The organism is Ochrobactrum sp. BTU2 (assembly GCF_024539785.1).
GTDB lineage: Bacteria > Pseudomonadota > Alphaproteobacteria > Rhizobiales > Rhizobiaceae > Brucella > Brucella anthropi.
This window is the reverse complement of record NZ_JAHWRG010000015.1, coordinates 1-18,200: the sequence shown is the minus strand read 5'-3', so window position 1 is coordinate 18,200 and position 18,200 is coordinate 1. Positions and strand designations below refer to the sequence as shown.

Sequence of the window (18,200 nt, the reverse complement as noted above, 5' to 3'; positions counted from 1 at the left end):
AATGAACTGGAGGGTATGTGTCGATACGGAAATCGACCAGCTTGGCTGGCGCAAGGCAACGCGAGTTGAACAGCCCGACGATGACGTGACCATCTACACGATCGAAGTTATGCCGGTAGAGGATCTGGTCTTCCGGCCCGAAGGTCCGGCCACCTTTTCCCTTTCGGTCTTCCTTGATGGCAGCGGAACGCTTTCCGTGGATGGTGCCAAGCCCTTTCAGGTGCAGCCGGGTACAGCTGTCTTCTTTGCCTGCGACCGCATTGCTAGGGGCGAAAACCACGTCAATGCCGGTCGGCGCCTCAGCTTCGTGGATATCCGTGTAGAAACGCCCCTGCTTGAAAAGCTCGGCGGCATCTCGTTTGCCCGCTTCGGCGGTGCCGTGATTACGGATCATAGCCTTCCCGACCAGGAAGTTTTCCTTATCGGTTTCAAGGCTCCCCTGGAACTCCTGAACGTGGCCACGAACATAGTGGAATGCCGATTTGGCGAAGGTCTCGCCCGCCGCGCCTATCTTTACAGCAAGGCCATCGAGGCGGTTGCGGTCGGTTTTGATGCGGTGACACGCCAGAACAGCATGCCGCTCAAACCCCTTCGCGGAGAAGAGCTGAAACTGCTTCACGCCGCCGTGGCATTGATCGAGCAACACTACAGCACCAATTGGACCATCGCGCGGCTTTCCCGCGAAGTTGGCCTGAACGAGCGCCGGCTCAAGGAAGGCTTCCGTCTCGTTATCGGTACATCTATTCATGCCTATCTACGAACGATGCGGCTGGATGCTGCCGCAGCATTACTTTCCTCCGGTTCGAGCGTCACCGAAGCCGCCTACGCTGTCGGCTTCGACAATCTCAGCCATTTCAGCAAGGCGTTTCGCGACGTGAAAGGTACATTGCCAAGCCGTTACAAGAGGTGAATAGTCCCCACCACAAAAGCCTCGGCGGGCGTGGCGGTCTCGGCCTTTGAGTAGCAAACGCGCAGAAAATCTACATAAGCCTGATTTTCGGTCTGAGGTTTGCTGTTGGTAGATTGTTGGACGGGTTTATGTGAGATTCACGCGCTGAAAATCGCGGTTTATGAATGTCAGTTTCACCTTCGCATCAAACCACCGTTTGATGGAAAAACAATCGCTTAGGTTCTTGTGTTTTTCTGCTCCGATGCTACTCAAACCCCATTTAGGGCCCCTGAACATTAAAGGGGCACAGATATACGCTTGAACAAACCGTGAATTAGCCCCCGAAAGGCCCGGACATGCTCCCCCCGCTTAGTTAAGTGGGTAGGAGTAATGTTGGTAATATGACTAGCAGCAATTTTAAGATGGAAGTCCTTTCCGGGCCGGAACGTCGGCGGCGCTGGAGCACGGCAGACAAGCTGGCGATCATCCACGAGACCTATGAGGCGGACGCGACGGTGAGCATCGTCGCGCGTCGGCACGGCATCCAGCCGAACCAGTTGTTCGCGTGGCGCAAGCTGGCGTCTCAAGGGGGAGCATAAGGAAGTGTGTGGCAGGTAGCGGACTTGGGCAAATACGGTATAGGGTTGGGTGTTGATTTTTATCGAGGTCTGATCTTTGAAACCGCCGCGCCGGAGACAACCTTCAGCATCTGCGACGACGGAAGGCGAACCAGCGGGTGATCCGGTGACGATCCTGCAATTCCGGGTCTGGTTGAAGGGCTTGAGCCCCATGGTCTGGCGCCGGGTCCAGGTTCCATCGACAATGACGTTGAGAGAACTGCATGGCGTTCTGCAGGTCGCGATGGGGTGGGACGGCATCCATCTCTACCAGTTCATCCTGCATACGGTTTGCTACGGCTCATGGGAATTGAACGCCGAGTCCGCCGACATCGCGCTCGACGATCTGAAGCTGCGCAAGGGTCAGCGGTTTACATACGAATATGATCTCAATATTCCCTGGGAGCATGAAGTGCGGCTGGAGGAGCGGCATCCTCTCAAACCAGGCACGCATTATCCCTGCTGTATCGGGGGCGGAGAAAGCTGCCCGCCTGAAGACAGCGGCGGCCCCGATACATGGATGTGGCAGCGGGACGAAGCGCTCGGGCTTGAACTGAGCGAAGATCTTGCCATGGCGCTGGAATTCATGACGGAGATCAACGAGACCCGCTCGCTTGCCATCCTTGCCGATCCGTCGAAAGGACGAGTTGGAGGATCTGCTTTCGCGGATCAGGGCGCGTTCGGACCTTATGGGCCAGCCATTCGACCGAAAAGCCGTCAACACGCGGCTGAAGCAGCGCGAGCATCTCGACCTCATGTACCAGCAGATGTAGCCAACCTTTCATCCCGGCCATCGCCGGAGAGAAGATCGGCAGCAAGAAGGGCGGCATCGTCACCGCGGTGATGCTGAATGCCGGAGAGCAAGGAGCGGACGGCCGGCGCTGTGACCCGATCGAACTTGCGCCGCAGGGTCGCTGCCGTCGTTTCGGCATAGTGCCGCGTCGTCGTGATGCTTTCATGTCCAAGGAACCGCTGCACGTCGGTGATATCCATGCCAAGCCATAGTAGTTTGGTCGCCATGGTGTGGCGCAGCAGATGCGGATAGACCCGCTTGGTGATGCCGGCGTTTGCAGCGATCTGCCGGACGATCTGGCCGATGCGCTGACGGCTATAGGTATAGGGTAACGGTCCCTTGCCACGTTCCCGGCTCTGGAACAGGGGACCGGCACGTCTTGTGCCGATATGAAGCCTGAGCATCTGGGCCAGTTCCCGTCGGATCGGCACCTCGCGGCGTTTTGATCCCTTGCCGCGCATGACGACGATAACGCGCTCCGCCAGGCTGACATCTTCGATGCGAAGACGCGTGAACTCGGAAACGCGCAGGCCGGTTTCCAGCAACGTCTGAAGGAGCAGCCCCGTTGCGCCGCTCGTCTCATAGGCATGATCGATGAAGGCCAGTTCCTCCTCGATCGACAGCCTGTTGATCGAGGTTCGCTGTTCCGGCGGTGCGGAGAGGCCGGCCTGTGTCCGCGCGCGTTTGATCACCGCCTTGCTCTGGAGGTAGTCGATCCCCTCCCGGATCAGGATGGTGGCGATAGCGCTGGCGGCACGATCGATCGAAGACATGTGGTTTACCAACTGCTTTCCGGATTGCTAACCGGTGAGCCATATCATGGTTTCCGGTGAGCATGGAGGGGCAAACGTTCCGCGAAGTCGGGCTTAGGTTTTCCACTCCGGCCATTTGGGAAAACTCGTTGAGAGGGGTACGACATGCAGGTTCGGGTCGTCATGGAAATCATTGGTAAGGACAGCATGGTCGTCGGGCGAGAGGTCGTCGCCGATCTGGAGAAGGTCACAAAGGGCGCGGAAGATCTTGGCCTGTCTCTGGCCGAGAGCAAGGCTCTCCTTGCAACGCTGCAGCAAAAGATGGTGGAGACCCAGGTGGCGCTATGGCTGACGGAAAGTCGCCAGGCGGATGGCCGGCGCCTGCGCCACAAGGGTTATTACCCTGTCACCTTCCACACGCTGTTCGGCGACATCAGGCTCCAAAGCCCACGATATGGATTGTCGATCGAAAAAACGGGCAACCGCCCGACGACAATCTCGCCGTTAAGGCAACTGATCCCGGATCACGTCGCGCCCGAGCGGCTGTATCTCGAAACGCGATGGGCGTCGCTGGTGCCCTATGCCGCAGCGGCCGAACTGCTAGCCGACGTGTTGCCGATCGACTGCGGCAGCAATGCTACGACAGTACGGCAACATGCGCTACGAACGGCAGGGCGCATCGAGCGCGAACTGACGGAACAGCGGGTTTCCTTCATGCAGGATTCCTGCCCGCGCGACTGGATGGGCCTTCCCATTCCCGATGGGCGGATCGTCATTGGCCTGGACGGTGGATATGTCCGCGATCGCAACGACCGCAAGAAAAACTTCGAGCTGATCGTCGGACGTTCCCTGCCCGAAGACGGCGATCCTCGCTATATCGGCTTCGTTCATGGCCATGATCGCAAGCCGCAGCGGCGGATCCTCGACCATCTCAAAAGACAAGGCGTGCAGGCCAATCAGGACATTACCTTTATCACCGACGGCGGCGAGGAAGTCCGCTCTCACTCGCTGAAATGATCGCTCCGGCCAGCGAGCATGTGCTGGACTGGTTCCACATCACCATGCGGATCACAGTCCTTCGCCAGTTCGCACAGGGGCTGGAAAATCATGATGCGCAGGCAGGCCTCGACATGCTTGACGCGCTGAAAAGGATCAAATGGCATCTCTGGCATGGCAACCAGCACCTAGCGCGAGAGGAGATTGGCGACCTCTATTGCGACGCCGAATGCGTGGAGACCGATTATCCGAACATGCGGAAATTCTTGACGGCGATCGGTGAATTCCAGTCCTACATCGCTGCCAACAATGCCAGCTTGATCAATTACGGCGAGCGCTACCGGTCCGGCGAACGGATCTCTTCCGCATTCGTCGAGGCCACTGTCAACCTCGTCGTCAGCAAGCGGTTCGCCAAAAAGCAGCAGATGCAATGGAGCAGGGCCGGCGCCCATCTGCTATTGCAGACACGAACACAAACGCTCGACCGCTCATTGCGGTCAACATTTGAGAAATGGTATCCGGGCATGGCAAACGACAATCTGGATCCCACCAGCAAACAGGCGGCGGCATGACTGCCACACACTTCCTTATGCTCCCCAGATCGGCCTTATAGATTGTGAAGGGAACAAGGCCGCCCTTGCCAAGATCGAAATCGTTCAGAACCTCGGCCAACTTGCCCTTTACCGCGTAGAAAGGTCCCGCTGTGAAGAGGTCCTTGGTGCGGTTGAAATTCTTCTCAGCCCAGACAGCGCCCGCTTCCGTGAAATCGTCCCTTGCGAGTGTTTCGCCCTGATAGTGACGTCTGTATGCTGCCTTGACTTTGTCGCTGACCATCGGAATGACGAACTCAGCCGGGTTCCACTCCTGACCATAGAATTTGGCACGGAGACCTTGCTTCATGCCGATTTGGTAGTTGCCCATCACGCTGCTGACCCAAACCGCACCCGTCATGCTGCAACACCTCAAAAGAACAATGGGTGAAGGCTACAGCAATCGCCTCGCGAATCCGTAAAGATCGCAGTCCAAATGGGAATTGTCAGGCGCGCCGCGCGGGCGGTCGAAGGATTCGCAGAAATCCCGAAACCTGCGACACCTCTACACTACTGCGCCGGCGTTGTCGGCGCTTTCACGGTGATGGTGCAACGCTGATCCTCGCCGGCCGTGCGCGCGGCCTCCCAACAAGCCGCTACCGCCTCCCTGTTCGCCTCAATGAGCTGATCGGCCGACGCCACCCGCTGCCATGCTTCGGGGCTGTCGAACGCCATGAGGCTCATTCCGGCCCGCCACGGCGTTTCGCCCATGACGACGCTGGCGACACGCGGCGCGGCCGAGAACGGCAACAGGCGCGGAAGGAACAGCATCACCAGCGCGCCGGCGAGCAGGCCGATAGTGAAAGCGACGACAAGCCACCAATTTTGCCGGTCGCGCTCCCGCGCACTGGCGACATGCGCCGAAAGGTTTCGGCCGGCGCGCTCGAGGTCGGACGCCTGCCGCTCGAGCTGCTGCGCGGCGGTGCGTATCAGGGCCTCGCCGCTGCGCTCGAGGACGGCCGCATAGTGCTGCGCCCCCTGCCGGAGAATGGGCGACTGCTCGACGCCGTGCAGGCGCTCGGCAACATTGTCGAGCGCCTGCACGAGCTGGGCGAGCTGGGGCTTGTAGTCCTGCGCCGGCTCGATCTTTTCGAGCTGATCGAACGCCGCTTCCAGCCCGCGCCGCATGACCTTCATTTCCGCGCCGATCTGCTCGCCCTGCGTCTCGATCGTGCGCCGGAGCGCGTCGAACGCGGCGGCCGGGTCGCCGGCGTCCTCGTCCAGTGCTTCCGGCTCGATTCCGTCCCTGTCGTCGTCCAGCTCCGCCATGTTCTCCGTGCCTACCTTTCCATGCCGATGCCCCGGCTAAGCCGGTGGCCGCGTGTCATTTCGTCTTGCAGCTCGCGGGCAATGGTCTGGCCCCGGCGAAGCTCCTGCCCGATTCCGAGTTCCTGCCGGCGATTACGCAGGATGGAATCTACCTGCGGGTCACGCTCAAGGCTCTTGGTCATGCCGTTCATCTGGCTTTCGACCTTGGCGCGGGCGTCGTCGTGCTGCCAGCCGCGAAGCTCCCGGCGCTGCCCCTGTAGCTCCTGCCAGCGTTCAACGAACCGCTCGGCCCTGACGTTGGGGTCTTGCAGGGCGGCGTTTTCGCGCTTCATCCCGTCGATGACATGGGCGACACGCTCCCGGCCGGAAAGCTCGGTCATGGCGCGCGCCGTCGACGGATCATGTTGCAGGGTCGAGCGCATCAAATCTTTCATGCCGCCCTGCACCTGGTCGAGCTGCTGCCCGGCCGCACGGATTTCCTGCCGCTGCATGTCGAGGACCGGCAGGCCGTCGCGCCGGTGCTGGTCGATCGACTGATAGGCCCGCGCATAGCGGTCAACGGCCGCCTCAAGCGGCGACTGCCGCCGCGTCCGCTCGGCCAGCCGGTCGGGTGCCGGCGCCGGCCGCAAGCTCCCTTCCCTTTCCGGCCGCTCGCTGCGCTCCTGAGAGGGGGCAGGACGCGCATTGAGCTTGAGGCCGGCGAACATACCGCGCCGCTGCTTCTCGGCCTGCTGCGGGCCTTTCTGGTCGATCTGCGGGCCGTCCTCGCCGGCGCGGTCCTGCTGCGGCCCCTCGGCCGCCGCGCCGCGCCCGAGTTTCAGGCCCTCGAACGGATTGCGGCGCTGCTGTCGATCGCCGGCGAGATCCTCGCGCGGATCTGCACGAAGATCCTGCGCGAGATCCACGCCGACTTTTTGCGAGGATCTCCGATCAAGCGCATGATCCCCGGCCGTCGACTCCCGCTCCGCACGTAGCCCGGCCGGAATCTCGATTTCGCTGCGGATGCCCATTTGCTCCGCGATCCCGCGCCGCTCGGCAAAGTCGCGGGTATAGTCGAGGGTGGTTTCCTTCACGCCCGACCGGGACAGGCGGCGCTCTAGCTGGCTATAGGCCAGCTCCCCGGCGTCCTGAACCTTCCATGTGTTCCGGTGCGTCTGCGTCCCATCCGGCAAGGTGACGGGGGTGGAACCCTCATGCTGTAGGCCGATCCTCTCCCCGATCTCCGGCGCGGCCTCCTTCATGGCCCGCTCAAGATCAACGCCCCATAGGGTGCGCTGCTCGCCCTTGTCGTTTTCCAGCGTCACGAAATAGCTCTGGCTGTTCCCTTCCTTATGCTCGAACGGCGCGGCCCCATGCTCGACCAGCCGGCCGGCATTGGTGAACTCGTCCTGTGCCGCGTAGAGCTGCACCCCGTCACGATGCCGGGTCATGGCGACATAGGTTAGATGCCGGTCCATCGTCCCCGACGCCATCACATAGGACCGATCGACCGTCGCCCCCTGATTTTTATGGATGGTGGTCGCATAGCCGTGGTCGATTGCCTGATAGTCACCCATCGGCACGCTGATGCTATCCCCGCCTCGGCCGTCGAGCTGCGCGACGATCCGGCCCGGCTCGACGGCTTCAACGGTGCCAAGCATCCCGTTTTTCACGCCAAGGTCGCGGTTGTTCTCCAAGAACACGATGCGGTCGCCCGGCGCGAACTCTCGGCTACCGTTATTGGTCTGGAAGGTCAGCGCGCCGTTTTCTTCACCCTTCGCCAGCTCGCCCCGGTCCTGTAGCTCCGTCCGGATCGCGTCATTGATGGCGCGAACATCGGCCCTGCGATGCGCCATCGCAACCCGGGTGCCGTCCGGACGTTGATCGCGATCGGCAAGGTAGTCGCGCACGATCTCACCGCGCACGTCCTCGCCCGTCTCGGCAAAGGTGATATTGCCATGCTCATGATAGGCGGCCAGCCCCTCGGCCGTGCGATGCGTGGCGAAGTCAACCGACGCCTCCCGCTGCCAGTCCACGCGCTGCCGGCGAATTTCGGAAAGCTCGGCATGGCCGATTTCTTCGGTGATCGCCCGGAACGGTGCGCCGGCCCCGATCGCCTGCAACTGCTCATGGTCGCCTACAAGGACGATCTTCGCCCCCCGCGCCTCGGCCTCACCAACGAACCGGGCGAGCTGGCGCGAGCCGACCATGCCGGCCTCGTCGATCACGAACACGTCGCCGCGGCCGAGCGTGCCGCGGTCGTTGTCCCAACCGCGGGACCATGACGCAAGGGTGCGGCTCTGGATGCCGGAAGATTCCTCCAAGCCCTCGGCCGCCTTCCCCGACAAGGCCGCGCCGTGGACCTGATAGCCCTCGGCCTCCCACGCCTCGCGGGCGGCCGCGAGCATGGTGGATTTGCCAGCGCCGGCATAACCGACAACGGCGGAAATCCGCTCCGGCCCGGTGATATGCTCGATCGCCCGCCGCTGCTCGTCGGAAAGCCGTGCAGAACTATCGCCGGCGCTTGCCTGGATTGCCGCATCCTGTCTTTCTAATGCGCGATCGACATGATGACGATCAACGCCATGGCTGCGGGCATGAGCCATTCGCACCGCCCGCTCGGCCATGGCGCTTTCGATATCGACCATTTCGCGCGTCGAGTAGCGCGCAAGCTCGATCTCGCCGGTTGCCGGGTCCGCCCTCTCCGGCTGTAGCTCCACAAGCGCCGGCGAGGCCATCACCTTCGCAAAGGCGCTCTGGAACTCCTGCACATCGTCGTTGATGTAGCGATGCAGCGTCCGGGCAATGTCGCGCCGGTCGAACACGCTCTTTTCGCCGCTGATGAGGGTTAGAACCTGCTCCGGCTTCTCGCGGATAAGATCGGCGTTCCGCTGCGCCGCTTCCTCGTCCAGCCGCGTGCGCGCCACGTCGAGGCCGCGCCGTTCCATCTGCGTGGCATGGACGCCCATATGTTCGGTGGGTGCGATCTCTAACCCGCGTTCCATGTGCGAACGATGGTCGATCCGAATATCAAGCCCGGCCATCGCCAGCCGCTCGTTCGCGATCCCCTCCCATGTCTGCCGAAGGTCGCGAAGCTGCATGTCGGTCGTCGCTAGACCATTCGACAGCAGCCATTTGTTTTCGCGCTCAAGATAGGTCTTGTCGCCAAGACCGTTCTCGCCAACCTGCCGCGTCGTCATCATCACATGGGCGTGGTGATTGCGAACGTCGCTGGCGTCATGCGGCGCATGGATGGCGAAATCCACGGCCGCGCCATAGCGGTTCGCCAATTCCTGCGCAATCTCCCGCGTTGCCTCTAGCCGCTGCTCGGCCGAAAGCTCATGCGGCAAGGCAATCTCGAACTCACGGGCAACGCGGGCGTCTTTCCTCTTCTCGGCAAACTCGGCGGCGTTCCACAAGTCCGACCGATCCCGCGCCCAATCGGTGTTCACGCCTTCCGGCAAGACGATCTCGGCATGTTCGACGCCCTGCTTTGCCGTGTAGTCGTGCGTGATGCCGTCGCGCTCGTTGGTCAGCTTCTCCCCGGCACGATAAGCCATTGAGGCGACGGTGCTACGGCCCTTCGCCCGCGAAACTGGCTTCATGCTGAAATGGTAGATCGCCAACACGTTGCCTCGATACCGTTTCGCCATCTCCCGCCAGCCTTCAAGCTGGCGGCGCGCTGAGTTGCGTAGCAACTCGTAAGTGCGCCCTTCTCAACTCAATCGCTTCGCTCTTTCGTCGCTTGGTGTCGCGCCTGTGGCAAGGTCGATGCAATGAAGCTGAGGCCGGAATTGTGCTGCAAAAGCGTTGAAGTTTCAAGCACGATGGCCGCTTTTGCATGAAACGACGCACGGTTTCGGCTATAGTGGACGGCTAGAGCCAATGGAGGCGGCCAGAGATGAGCAAGGACACATACGACGAATCGGCAATCGAATTGCTGCGCGGCCTAAAGAAGCCGGAGCGCGACGACGTGACGACGCTTTACTCCGACGACATGCCGGAAGAACTGCGCAGGGCGGCCGAAAAGATGATGGCCGATCACAAAGACCTTTGGTTTGTGGAAATTCGCGATAAGAATGGCAAGGAAATCATGGTGTTTCGCGGCCCCCATCCGTAGGAGAGAAGCATGGCGCGCAAGACGATTGAACAGAGACTAGCCGAACTGGACGCGCAGCGCGCCAGCCTCAAGGCCCGCTTGGGAAAACAGGAACGGGCGAACGACACGCGCCGCAAGGTGCTGCTCGGTGCGCTCGTCCTGCACCGGCTCGAAAACTCCAACGATCCCGATTTCACGCGGCGGCTAAGCGACTGGCTGCGCAAGGAACTGCCTGGCTTCCTGACGCGCGACGGCGACAAGGAACTCTTTGCCGATCTGCTCACCGGCTCGCCCAAGGCGGAAACGGCACCGAACGGCGGGGAGGCTGCTTCATGAATCAGGCGACACTTGCATGGGGCGCGCTCAAGAACATGATGCGCGAGGCTCGCCGTGATCCGGTATGGGCGATTACGGCGCTGTGCCTCGCGCCCTTCCGGGCCATCAAGCCCGTTATTGGCGGTTTCGTCTTCTTCGGTATCGTCGCCCTTGTCTTGGCCTTTGCCGGATCGGGGCTGCTCCTTTCGCTCGGCATCGAAAAGAATCCCGTCGCCAATGTGGTGTTCGGCCTCTTCGTGATCGTGGTGTTGCTCATCCTCCTGTTCCGGCTCATCACCAATCCGCTGATTATGCATTTCGGGGACATGGACGGCGAAACCCACGGCTCGGCCCGCTTCGCCACCAACAAGGAAACCGCCGCCCTCACCCGCGCCGATTCCGGCCTGCTGATCGGCCGCGATCCGAAATCCGCAAAGCTGCTGCGCTATGACGGCCCGGCCCATCTGCTGACGATGGCCCCGACGCGCACCGGCAAGGGCGTGGGAACCATCATCCCGAATCTGCTCACGGCTGACCGCTCCGTGATCTGCATCGACCCCAAGGGCGAGAATGCGAAGATCGCCGGCCGTGCTCGCCAGAAATTCGGCCCGGTCCACGTCCTCGACCCCTTCGCCGTCTCCGGCCAGCCCTCGGCCGCCTTCAATCCCCTCGACACGCTCGACCCGGCCGGCCTCGATGTCGCCGAAGATGCCAGCACCCTTGCCGACGCCCTCGTGTTCGATGAACCGGGCATGGCGGGCGAGGCGCATTGGAATGAGGAAGCCAAGGCGCTCATTGCCGGCCTGATCCTCCATATCGCCGCCGTGGAGCCGCGCGACAGGCGAAACCTCGCCACCCTGCGCGAATATCTCACTCTCGCCCCTGAAGCGTTCTCCGCGCTCCTGAAGGACATGCAGGCGTCAACGGCCGCCTCCGGCCTGATCGCCCGCGCCGCAAACCGCCACCTTGGCAAATCCGACCGCGAGGCGGCCGGCGTCCTGTCGTCGGCGCAGCGCCACACCCATTTCCTCGACAGCCCGCGCATGGCCGCCGTTCTCGGCCGCTCCGATTTCCGCTTTGCCGATCTCAAGCGCCGCAACGTCTCCGTGTTCCTCGTCCTGCCGCCCGATCGCCTCGCGACCTATTCGCGATGGCTGCGCCTGCTCGTCTCGCAGAGCCTCACCGACATGGCCCGCGATCCGGCCAAGCCGGCCGCGCCGGTCCTCTACCTGCTGGATGAGTTCGCCGCCCTCGGCCATCTGGCCCCTGTCGAGCGCGCAATGGGCCTCATGGCCGGCTATGGCGTCCAGCTCTGGCCCATCCTGCAGGACGTTCACCAGCTCCGCGCCACCTACGGGCAGCGCGCCGGCACCTTCCTGTCAAACGCCGGCGTCCTACAGGTCTTCGGCGTCAACGATCACGACAGCGCCCGCCTCGTCTCCGATCTGCTCGGACAGGAAACCGTGGTGTTCCAGACCATGGCCCGCGCGATCGACGCGGAGGAAACCGGCCTCACCTACAGCCAACAACACATTGCGCGCGCCCTGCTGACGCCGGATGAGGTCCGCAACCTGCCGCAGCATATCGAGCTGCTGTTCCTCGCCGGGCAACGGCCGATCGTCGCCGGCAAGCTGGCCTATTATGCCGATTCCGAGTTCCGGGGGCTGTTCGATCAAGCATGAAGGATGAAGCCATGACCGACACCGACGCTTTTGAATGGCCCGATCCCGCCGACAAGGCCCATGCCGTCGAACAGGCCAAGCGGCTCCGCAACCAGGTCAACGAGGGTGGGTTGCGGTTTGAAGCCTATTTGCCGCCCTCTCTGGCCCTGTGGCTGCTCGACAGGATCGAACAAGGCCAGTTCCTCGACCCGTCCGAAGCCGTGTTCGTGATCTTGGGCGAGCATAAGGAGCTGGAACCCCATGCCGATCTGCGCCGGGAATTGCTCAAGCGCTGCATCAAGGCGGCGGCCGATGATCCCCGGCCGGGGATTTCGGGCGAGGAAATGAAAGCGGAGCTGCGCGAAAAGCGAAAAGCCCCCCTGCCCGAACCCGCCAGATGGGATAAGCGGTCCCGGCGCTGACCAGGCTGTGTGAAAAGGTTGGCAAATCAGTTACTATCGCCACATCACGAATGATGTGGCGGTATCAATGGGTTACATTGCCGGAACGGAGCGCGGACAGGTCCTTTTACTGCCGGATCGCGTCGAAGACTATGTCGCGACTGATGCTCCTGTGCGGGTAATTGACGCTTTTGTTGACAGTCTGGATATGATCGAACTGGGTTTCGGTCGCTCAGTTCCGGCTAGCACCGGTCGGCCCTGCTATTCTCCTCGCGACCTGTTGAAGCTGTATATCTACGGCTATTTCAACGAAGTTCGTTCTTCACGCCGGTTGGAGCGGGAATGTCGCCGTAATATCGAAACGATGTGGCTAATGCGGCAGCTTGCACCGGATTTTAAGACGATCGCCGATTTTCGCCGTAATAACGGACCATCGATTGTCGGAGCCTGTCGGGCTTTTGTATTGCTTTGCCGTGACACAGGCCTTTTCAATGCGCGCACAGTAGCCATCGATGGTTCGAAGTTCAGGGCCGTTGCCAGCCCGAAGAAAGTATTGAACCATCAGCAGATAGATCATGAACGCTACCAGCTCGACCGGGAGATCGCAGACTACCTCTCCGGCCTGGACGTTGCAGACAAAAGCGAGCCGGCCGACGCTGATGATGCAGTCGCGAACGCCGTTGCCGCATTAGGTGAGCGCAAGGCCGAATTGGATCGGCTGGCCAAGCGATTAGAGGAAGAAAAACGGGCGACAGTCGTCAGTGGCGAGGATGACGCCCGCCTTATGGGTATTGGAAAGAGCCGGAAGCTGCCAGCTTACAATGTCCAGACTGTCGTTGATGTCGAAACCGGTTTCATTGTGCATCATGAGGTAACCGATGAGCCGACCGATAACCGTATGCTCTTCCCTATGGCAAAAGCAGCCCGCGAAGTTCTGGAAATCGAGGAACTGACAGTTTTGGCCGATGCTGGCTATTCCAGCGGCGAGCATGCCACCGCCTGTGAAGGCGAAGGTATCGTCGCTTGTGCGCCAGCGAAACGTACCGTCAATAACATGGGTGACGGCACATTTTTTGATCGCACCCTCTTCTCGTATAATTCTCAGGAAGACTGTTTTTCTTGCCCTGGCGGCAAGATACTGAAGCGCAGACGGTCCGACGATACAACACGCTCAGTTGCATATATCGCCAAGGCTCGCGATTGTGCTGCTTGCTTGCTCAAATCGAAGTGCACCAATGTCGCCAGGCGGTCTGTCAAAAGGCACTTCGATGAGGACGCACTCAATCGCATGAATGCGCGCGCAACGCCCGAGATGATGCGGAAACGTCGTTGTTCCGTCGAACACCCTTTCGGAACTATCAAACGAATGACCGCTGGAGGACGCTTTCTGACCAGGAACCTTCCAGCTACCAGAACCGAGATGGCTCTATCGATCTTAGCATTCAACATCATGCGGGCGACGAATATGAGAGCGAGGACGAGGTAATCGGCACGCGGCCATATCGTTTGTCCGCTTATTTCACCCCAGACTTTTCACACAGCCTGTGACGCGCCGGGGCTTCTCTCTTGCGGCCCTCCGGTCACTTCGGCGCTATGTGGGAGCGCGTTCCCTCCGGGCCGGGGCCGGCTGCTCGCCGGCATCGCTCAACCTAGCCACACCCGCGACGGTAGCCCCCGGCCGGCCCGCTCTTTCAAATCGGGCCGTAGGGACGGCCGGGGGCGAGTTGTTTTCACGCTTACATGATTGCAGGAAAGCATGATTGCCGATCTCGCATAAGCATATTACCGCCGACTATTTGCGCATGTCCTTGGGATGACGCTTCGGATCGAACCATTGCTTGCCGTCCTTCTCGCCAAACCATCGGCTCCCGAACCTTCGGCTTGCTGGCGGCTCGTCGGCGATCAGGTCGATACTGCGCACGGCCGCGCGCTCCCGACGATGCTCGCGCTGCTTATAGGGCTTGTCACTCGCAGCCGTGGTTATACCGCAACCGGGGTTTTTCCGTCTGGAGCGGGCCATGACGATCACGCAACCGCCAACGTCAAATGGCCGACTGGGGCAGCCGCCGGCTTCACGGTGATTTCGATGTCGTAACCAAGGCGGTTCAAGCAGTCCATGAGCTTACGCTCGGACAAGTTGGTGAAATCGCCACGCATCATTCCCGACACCTTCGGCTGTGGGACGCCCATGCGTTTTGCGGCCTCCTGCTGGTTCAAGCCACGGGCACGCATCGCCTTCCTGATCTCGATCACCAAACCGGCCTTGATCTTGAGCTTTTCGGCATCGGGCAACCCGAGATCGGCAAAGACATTGCCGGAACTGCGGTAAACCTCGACACCATCAACGATCCGTTTTTCCATCTCGCATCTCCTGCGCCATCGCTTCGGCCACCTTGAGCCGGGTGCGAATAATGTCCATGTCCGCCTTCGGCGTGGCGATCCCGCTTTTGCTTTTCTTCTGGAAGCAATGCAGGACAAACACTGCCTCCGCGAATCTCACCGTATAGACGGCCCGATACGTGCCGCCCGCATCGTTCTCGACAACCTCCAGCACCCCGGCACCGCCGAAACCTTTAAGCACCTTTGCCGTATCGGCTTGGTCACCCGCCTGAGCCAACGACAACGCAAAACCGAAATACCTGCGCACGGCTGGCGGCAGCGCCATCAAATCCTTGTAGCTGCTCGCAATCCATTCGAGCGGGCGTTCGTCCTGTTTCATAGCCATCTTATACCTGAACAGATATAAAGCGCAATCCAATTCTCATTTCGGCAAACATGCTTGCATGTCATCATGTTTGCTCCCTACTCCCCACCTTCTCGAACGACCGGGAAATTGTATTTGGCGAAAAGCAGATTCAGCGCCTCGGCAACAAGCCGCTCCTGCGGAATCCGCTTGCCTTGCGGGTCGCGCGTCCGAAAGCTGACTTCTTCCAGTGTTTCCCAATAGATAGGCGGCAGGTAGTGCGTTTTGGCCGTCTTATTGGCCCGCGACGGCGCAACATAGCTCCCGGCCGGCTGCGAGTTGCGAGCGCCACGCTTCGGCTCTACCGGCGTATCCGAAACGTCCTCGACTGCCGGGGCGGCGGCGGGTTGCTCTGCGGTCTTGATGGCGCTCGCCAAGAGGGACGGCTTGCGGCTCATGCTTTCATCCTTTCATGATTTCCTGCAATCATGCTTGCTTGCTTAGAAAGAAACGCGAACAGGCCGGCTATTTCCTGCGCTGCGCGCCCTTCTGGCTCCAACTCCTGCGCGGTCTGCCCCAAGGCTGGCGCGTCCTCATGGGCTTTCAGGCGGGACATATGGACAGGGGCAACCGCCATGCTGAACCGCTCCGCAATCGCGGCCGCGTCGTCAGCCGCCCTGCCCCCGGCGTTCGGATGCACCTGATTCAGCACGACGAACGCGGGCGGATTACCGGCCATGTCCAGCAGCCGCTTTAGAGGCTCCAAGGTGTCGATCGCGAAAATCTGCGCTTGCGTCGGGATCACGACCATATCGGCGTGTTTGGCCGCTTCGGTCGAGGCGCTGTCCATCTTGCCGGGCGTGTCGATGAACACCCAATCCATGCCAAGGCCGCGATAGGCGTCCAGCGAGCGCCGGATAGCGCCGGGCTGAATCGAAGCCACGTCCGGGCCGTCGCCCTCGCGCCGGTCAAACCAGTTGACGGCGTTCGTCTGTGGGTCGAGGTCGAGCAGGGCCGATTTCTGCCCGGCTCGATGCGCCGCGACCGCAAGCGCCGTCGCGATCGTCGTTTTGCCGGTCCCGCCCTTTTGCGTGCAGAACGCTACTGTAATCATGTTTGCATCCTTTCATGCAAGGAAGGTTACATGCTTTCCACTCAACATGAAAGCATGTTTGCATTTCTGAGCCGTTAACTGCCATCCGCTTCCTCGGCCGCCATCGGCTCGTCACACTCACCGCACACCAACCGCGCGCCCGGTTTCGCCCAAGCGTTCATGTCGCATGACGGGCAGGTGTAGCGGGTCTTGCTGGCCGACTTCGCCTTGCGCTTCTTCCGGGCGTCGGCATCGTCCCAAAGCTCGACATAGAGGGCGGAAAAGTCGGGTTGCGCCGCCAGCTCCGCGAAGGCGCGGGCATAGGGGCCGCCCTCGATAATGTAATGGCTGCACGATTGGCCCGTTTCCTTGCCGCCCGGCCGGCCGGTATCGGAAGGGTGCAGCCCGATCGCGTGCATTTTCGCGGCCCATTCCTTGTTGTGATAGCCGGCGCGCGACGGCTTGCCGAAATGGTGCTGCCAAAGGTGCGCCATCTCATGCGCCAGCGTCGAAAGGCTTTGCTCGTCCGTCCGGCTTTTGAAGTGCGACGGGTTCAACGCGATTTCGTCGGTGATCTCCGCGCCGTCCTTCGATCCGAACCGGCCGCCGGCGAAATACCCATAGGCTTTGTTTTTGCGCTGCAAGGTCACGAGGCAGGCCGGCAGCTCGCCGCCGAAAAGCCGGGCGTTGAAAAAATCGAACGCCCGATTCAGCGCGGCATAGGTCTTTGCGGTCGGATTGGCGGGGGACATAGCGGCCTCTTTTGTATCGTACGAAACAACAATCGCACATTTCATGCTGACATGCAAGCATGATTACATGATTTCATGTTTCGCGCAGCCCTTGCCCCTTGCTCCCTCTCGAAAGCCCATAGAACGGTGGCCGCAGGGGCAAGCGTTGCGGTTTAGGTGGTGAGGATGCCGTTTGCCGGCCCGCCTATACGCGGGCCGGAACCGCCGCAGGGCCGCGCAAGCGGCCCGAACAGCGGCGACCGCTTATGTTTTCACATAGAGAATAGAACTAGAGGGGGATTCAGTCTGCTTATCGGACTCACGTTTATTCATCATGCTCCTTGCCATGCGCACAAGGGCCTGTCCTAGCGGACTGTCGCCCACGTCGAGCTGCGTTCGCTCATCGAGGGGCAGGGCCTTCTTGTAGGCGTCGATTGCCTCGCTCCAAGCCCTCTGGTCCTGTCCATGATCCGCAGGCGGGGGAGGGGCCTTCCTGAACCGGCCTAGGAACTGCCGGGCCTTCTCCGGCAGGGACAGGCGATAGGCGTTGCTGGCCTGCTGCACCTGTGGGCCGCGCCCCTCGTTCCCGGTCGGCTCGTAGCGGCGAATCCAGTCCAAGAACCCATGCGCCCGCAGGTTCTTCAGCGCCCGCACGATCGTATCGCGCGACCGGCCCAAGCGGTCCATGATCGTGGTGATTGACGGCTCAAGCCGGCCGGTGCGGAAGTCGATGAGATTGACGAACAACCGCAGCACGTCCAGCGCCACCGATCCGAGCGGGCCGCTGCGCTCGCCCTTCTCGTGCAATCCGGCCTCGTTGTAGATTTCGGCCGCCTTCAAGATCGCCTGCACGTTCTTGCGTGTCGTCGGCTGCCATATCCTGCCCTCCGATCGGCCCCGGATATGACTATGCCGGCGAACTGGCGTCGGGCATCGCTCGGTCGGGGGAGGGAGAACCAGGTTGAACACGGTCTGCGCCCCTGATCCCCGCAAAGCGTCCCGGCGCTCGTAGGCGAGTGCGGAAAGTTGGCTGGCCTCGTCGTCGGAAAGCTTCCCGGCTCCGTGCCGGCTCCAAACGTCCCGCATGATTTCTTCAAGCGCGTTCCCGCGCGCGCAGCCGATCACGGCCGCGATTTGCGTCCTCAACATATGCCCTTCGTCCTTCCGTTTCGGAGGACATGACGGCGCGGACGACAGGCACAGCTTTCCACGTTTTCGCAAGAATCAATCTTGCGAATTGGAGGGCTATAGCGTAGATAAGGGGAGAGTTATCGGCCCCTTGGTGAGGTCCCCTCTCTACGGTGTGTCTGACGGCCTATAAAACGCTCGACT

Annotated in this window: 17 protein-coding genes and 2 pseudogenes; 9 read left to right on the top strand and 10 right to left on the bottom strand. The window is 61.2% G+C overall.

The genetic code is table 11. The features are described 5' to 3' along the window. The first annotated feature begins 1 nt into the window (after window position 1). The 3 genes and pseudogenes from KWJ32_RS23865 to KWJ32_RS23855 all read left to right on the top strand — a co-directional run bounded on the left by KWJ32_RS23865 (window position 2) and on the right by KWJ32_RS23855 (window position 2,350). Window positions 2-910 (top strand): AraC family transcriptional regulator, encoded by a 909-nt coding sequence (locus KWJ32_RS23865; protein ID WP_256886362.1) that lies wholly within the window; start codon window positions 2-4, stop codon window positions 908-910. Between the two features lie 380 nt (window positions 911-1,290). Beyond that, a pseudogene (locus KWJ32_RS23860) lies at window positions 1,291-1,467 on the top strand (transposase); the annotation flags it as partial. A 97-nt stretch (window positions 1,468-1,564) separates the two neighbouring features. Continuing rightward, window positions 1,565-2,350, top strand: coding sequence for a plasmid pRiA4b ORF-3 family protein (locus KWJ32_RS23855; protein ID WP_256886361.1), 786 nt, complete (start codon window positions 1,565-1,567; stop codon window positions 2,348-2,350). Here the strand turns inward: KWJ32_RS23855 and KWJ32_RS23850 are convergent. Continuing rightward, window positions 2,260-3,072, bottom strand: coding sequence for a tyrosine-type recombinase/integrase (locus KWJ32_RS23850; protein ID WP_256886360.1), 813 nt, complete (start codon window positions 3,070-3,072; stop codon window positions 2,260-2,262). The genes KWJ32_RS23855 and KWJ32_RS23850 overlap by 91 nt on opposite strands. Window positions 3,073-3,216: 144 nt before the next feature. Between KWJ32_RS23850 and KWJ32_RS23845 the strand changes: the two are divergent. Continuing rightward, window positions 3,217-4,619 (top strand): annotated as a pseudogene (locus KWJ32_RS23845) (ISKra4 family transposase). A 528-nt stretch (window positions 4,620-5,147) separates the two neighbouring features. On the opposite strand, the gene KWJ32_RS23840 reads toward KWJ32_RS23845, so the two are convergent. Next, window positions 5,148-5,906 carry a DUF6118 family protein gene (locus KWJ32_RS23840; RefSeq protein ID WP_256886359.1) on the bottom strand — a complete coding sequence of 253 codons (759 nt, stop codon included), beginning with the start codon at window positions 5,904-5,906 and terminating at the stop codon, window positions 5,148-5,150. A gap of 11 nt (window positions 5,907-5,917) precedes the next feature. Next, window positions 5,918-9,511, bottom strand: coding sequence for a Ti-type conjugative transfer relaxase TraA (gene traA / locus KWJ32_RS23835; protein WP_256886358.1), 3,594 nt, complete (start codon window positions 9,509-9,511; stop codon window positions 5,918-5,920). Between the two features lie 275 nt (window positions 9,512-9,786). Between traA and KWJ32_RS23830 the strand changes: the two genes are divergently transcribed. The 5 genes from KWJ32_RS23830 (at window position 9,787) to KWJ32_RS23810 (ending at window position 13,847) form a co-directional block, all read left to right on the top strand. Further along, window positions 9,787-10,005, top strand: coding sequence for a hypothetical protein (locus KWJ32_RS23830; protein ID WP_256886357.1), 219 nt, complete (start codon window positions 9,787-9,789; stop codon window positions 10,003-10,005). A gap of 9 nt (window positions 10,006-10,014) precedes the next feature. Next, window positions 10,015-10,320, top strand: coding sequence for a mobilization protein (locus KWJ32_RS23825; RefSeq protein WP_256886356.1), 306 nt, complete (start codon window positions 10,015-10,017; stop codon window positions 10,318-10,320). Next, the gene (locus KWJ32_RS23820; protein WP_256886355.1) at window positions 10,317-11,981 is read left to right on the top strand and encodes a type IV secretory system conjugative DNA transfer family protein; all 1,665 of its coding nucleotides are present in this window, start codon (window positions 10,317-10,319) and stop codon (window positions 11,979-11,981) included. The genes KWJ32_RS23825 and KWJ32_RS23820 overlap by 4 nt, the downstream gene beginning before the upstream one ends. A gap of 11 nt (window positions 11,982-11,992) precedes the next feature. Then, a complete protein-coding gene (locus KWJ32_RS23815; protein ID WP_256886354.1) occupies window positions 11,993-12,382 on the top strand; it encodes a hypothetical protein in 390 nt (129 codons plus the stop codon). 67 nt (window positions 12,383-12,449) lie between these two features. Then, the gene (locus KWJ32_RS23810; RefSeq protein ID WP_256886353.1) at window positions 12,450-13,847 is read left to right on the top strand and encodes an IS1182 family transposase; all 1,398 of its coding nucleotides are present in this window, start codon (window positions 12,450-12,452) and stop codon (window positions 13,845-13,847) included. A 306-nt stretch (window positions 13,848-14,153) separates the two neighbouring features. Here the strand turns inward: KWJ32_RS23810 and KWJ32_RS23805 are convergent, their stop codons facing one another. The 7 genes from KWJ32_RS23805 to KWJ32_RS23775 form a co-directional block, all read right to left on the bottom strand. Next, window positions 14,154-14,381, bottom strand: coding sequence for a hypothetical protein (locus KWJ32_RS23805; RefSeq protein ID WP_256886352.1), 228 nt, complete (start codon window positions 14,379-14,381; stop codon window positions 14,154-14,156). Between the two features lie 5 nt (window positions 14,382-14,386). Continuing rightward, entirely contained in the window at window positions 14,387-14,722 is a 336-nt protein-coding gene (locus tag KWJ32_RS23800; protein ID WP_256886351.1) for a helix-turn-helix transcriptional regulator, read from the bottom strand. Then, entirely contained in the window at window positions 14,703-15,080 is a 378-nt protein-coding gene (locus KWJ32_RS23795) for a type II toxin-antitoxin system RelE/ParE family toxin (protein WP_256886350.1), read from the bottom strand. Before KWJ32_RS23795 ends, KWJ32_RS23800 begins: the two co-directional genes overlap by 20 nt. 83 nt (window positions 15,081-15,163) lie before the next feature. Beyond that, the gene (locus tag KWJ32_RS23790; RefSeq protein WP_256886349.1) at window positions 15,164-15,502 is read right to left on the bottom strand and encodes a chromosome partitioning protein ParB; all 339 of its coding nucleotides are present in this window, start codon (window positions 15,500-15,502) and stop codon (window positions 15,164-15,166) included. Next, window positions 15,499-16,158: a ParA family protein gene (locus KWJ32_RS23785; protein WP_256886348.1), complete on the bottom strand. Its 660-nt coding sequence runs from the start codon at window positions 16,156-16,158 to the stop codon at window positions 15,499-15,501. The genes KWJ32_RS23790 and KWJ32_RS23785 overlap by 4 nt, the downstream gene beginning before the upstream one ends. Before the next feature lie 74 nt (window positions 16,159-16,232). Continuing rightward, window positions 16,233-16,889: a SprT-like domain-containing protein gene (locus KWJ32_RS23780; RefSeq protein ID WP_256886347.1), complete on the bottom strand. Its 657-nt coding sequence runs from the start codon at window positions 16,887-16,889 to the stop codon at window positions 16,233-16,235. A gap of 243 nt (window positions 16,890-17,132) precedes the next feature. Continuing rightward, window positions 17,133-18,017, bottom strand: coding sequence for a helix-turn-helix domain-containing protein (locus KWJ32_RS23775; protein ID WP_256886346.1), 885 nt, complete (start codon window positions 18,015-18,017; stop codon window positions 17,133-17,135). Window positions 18,018-18,200: the final 183 nt, after the last annotated feature.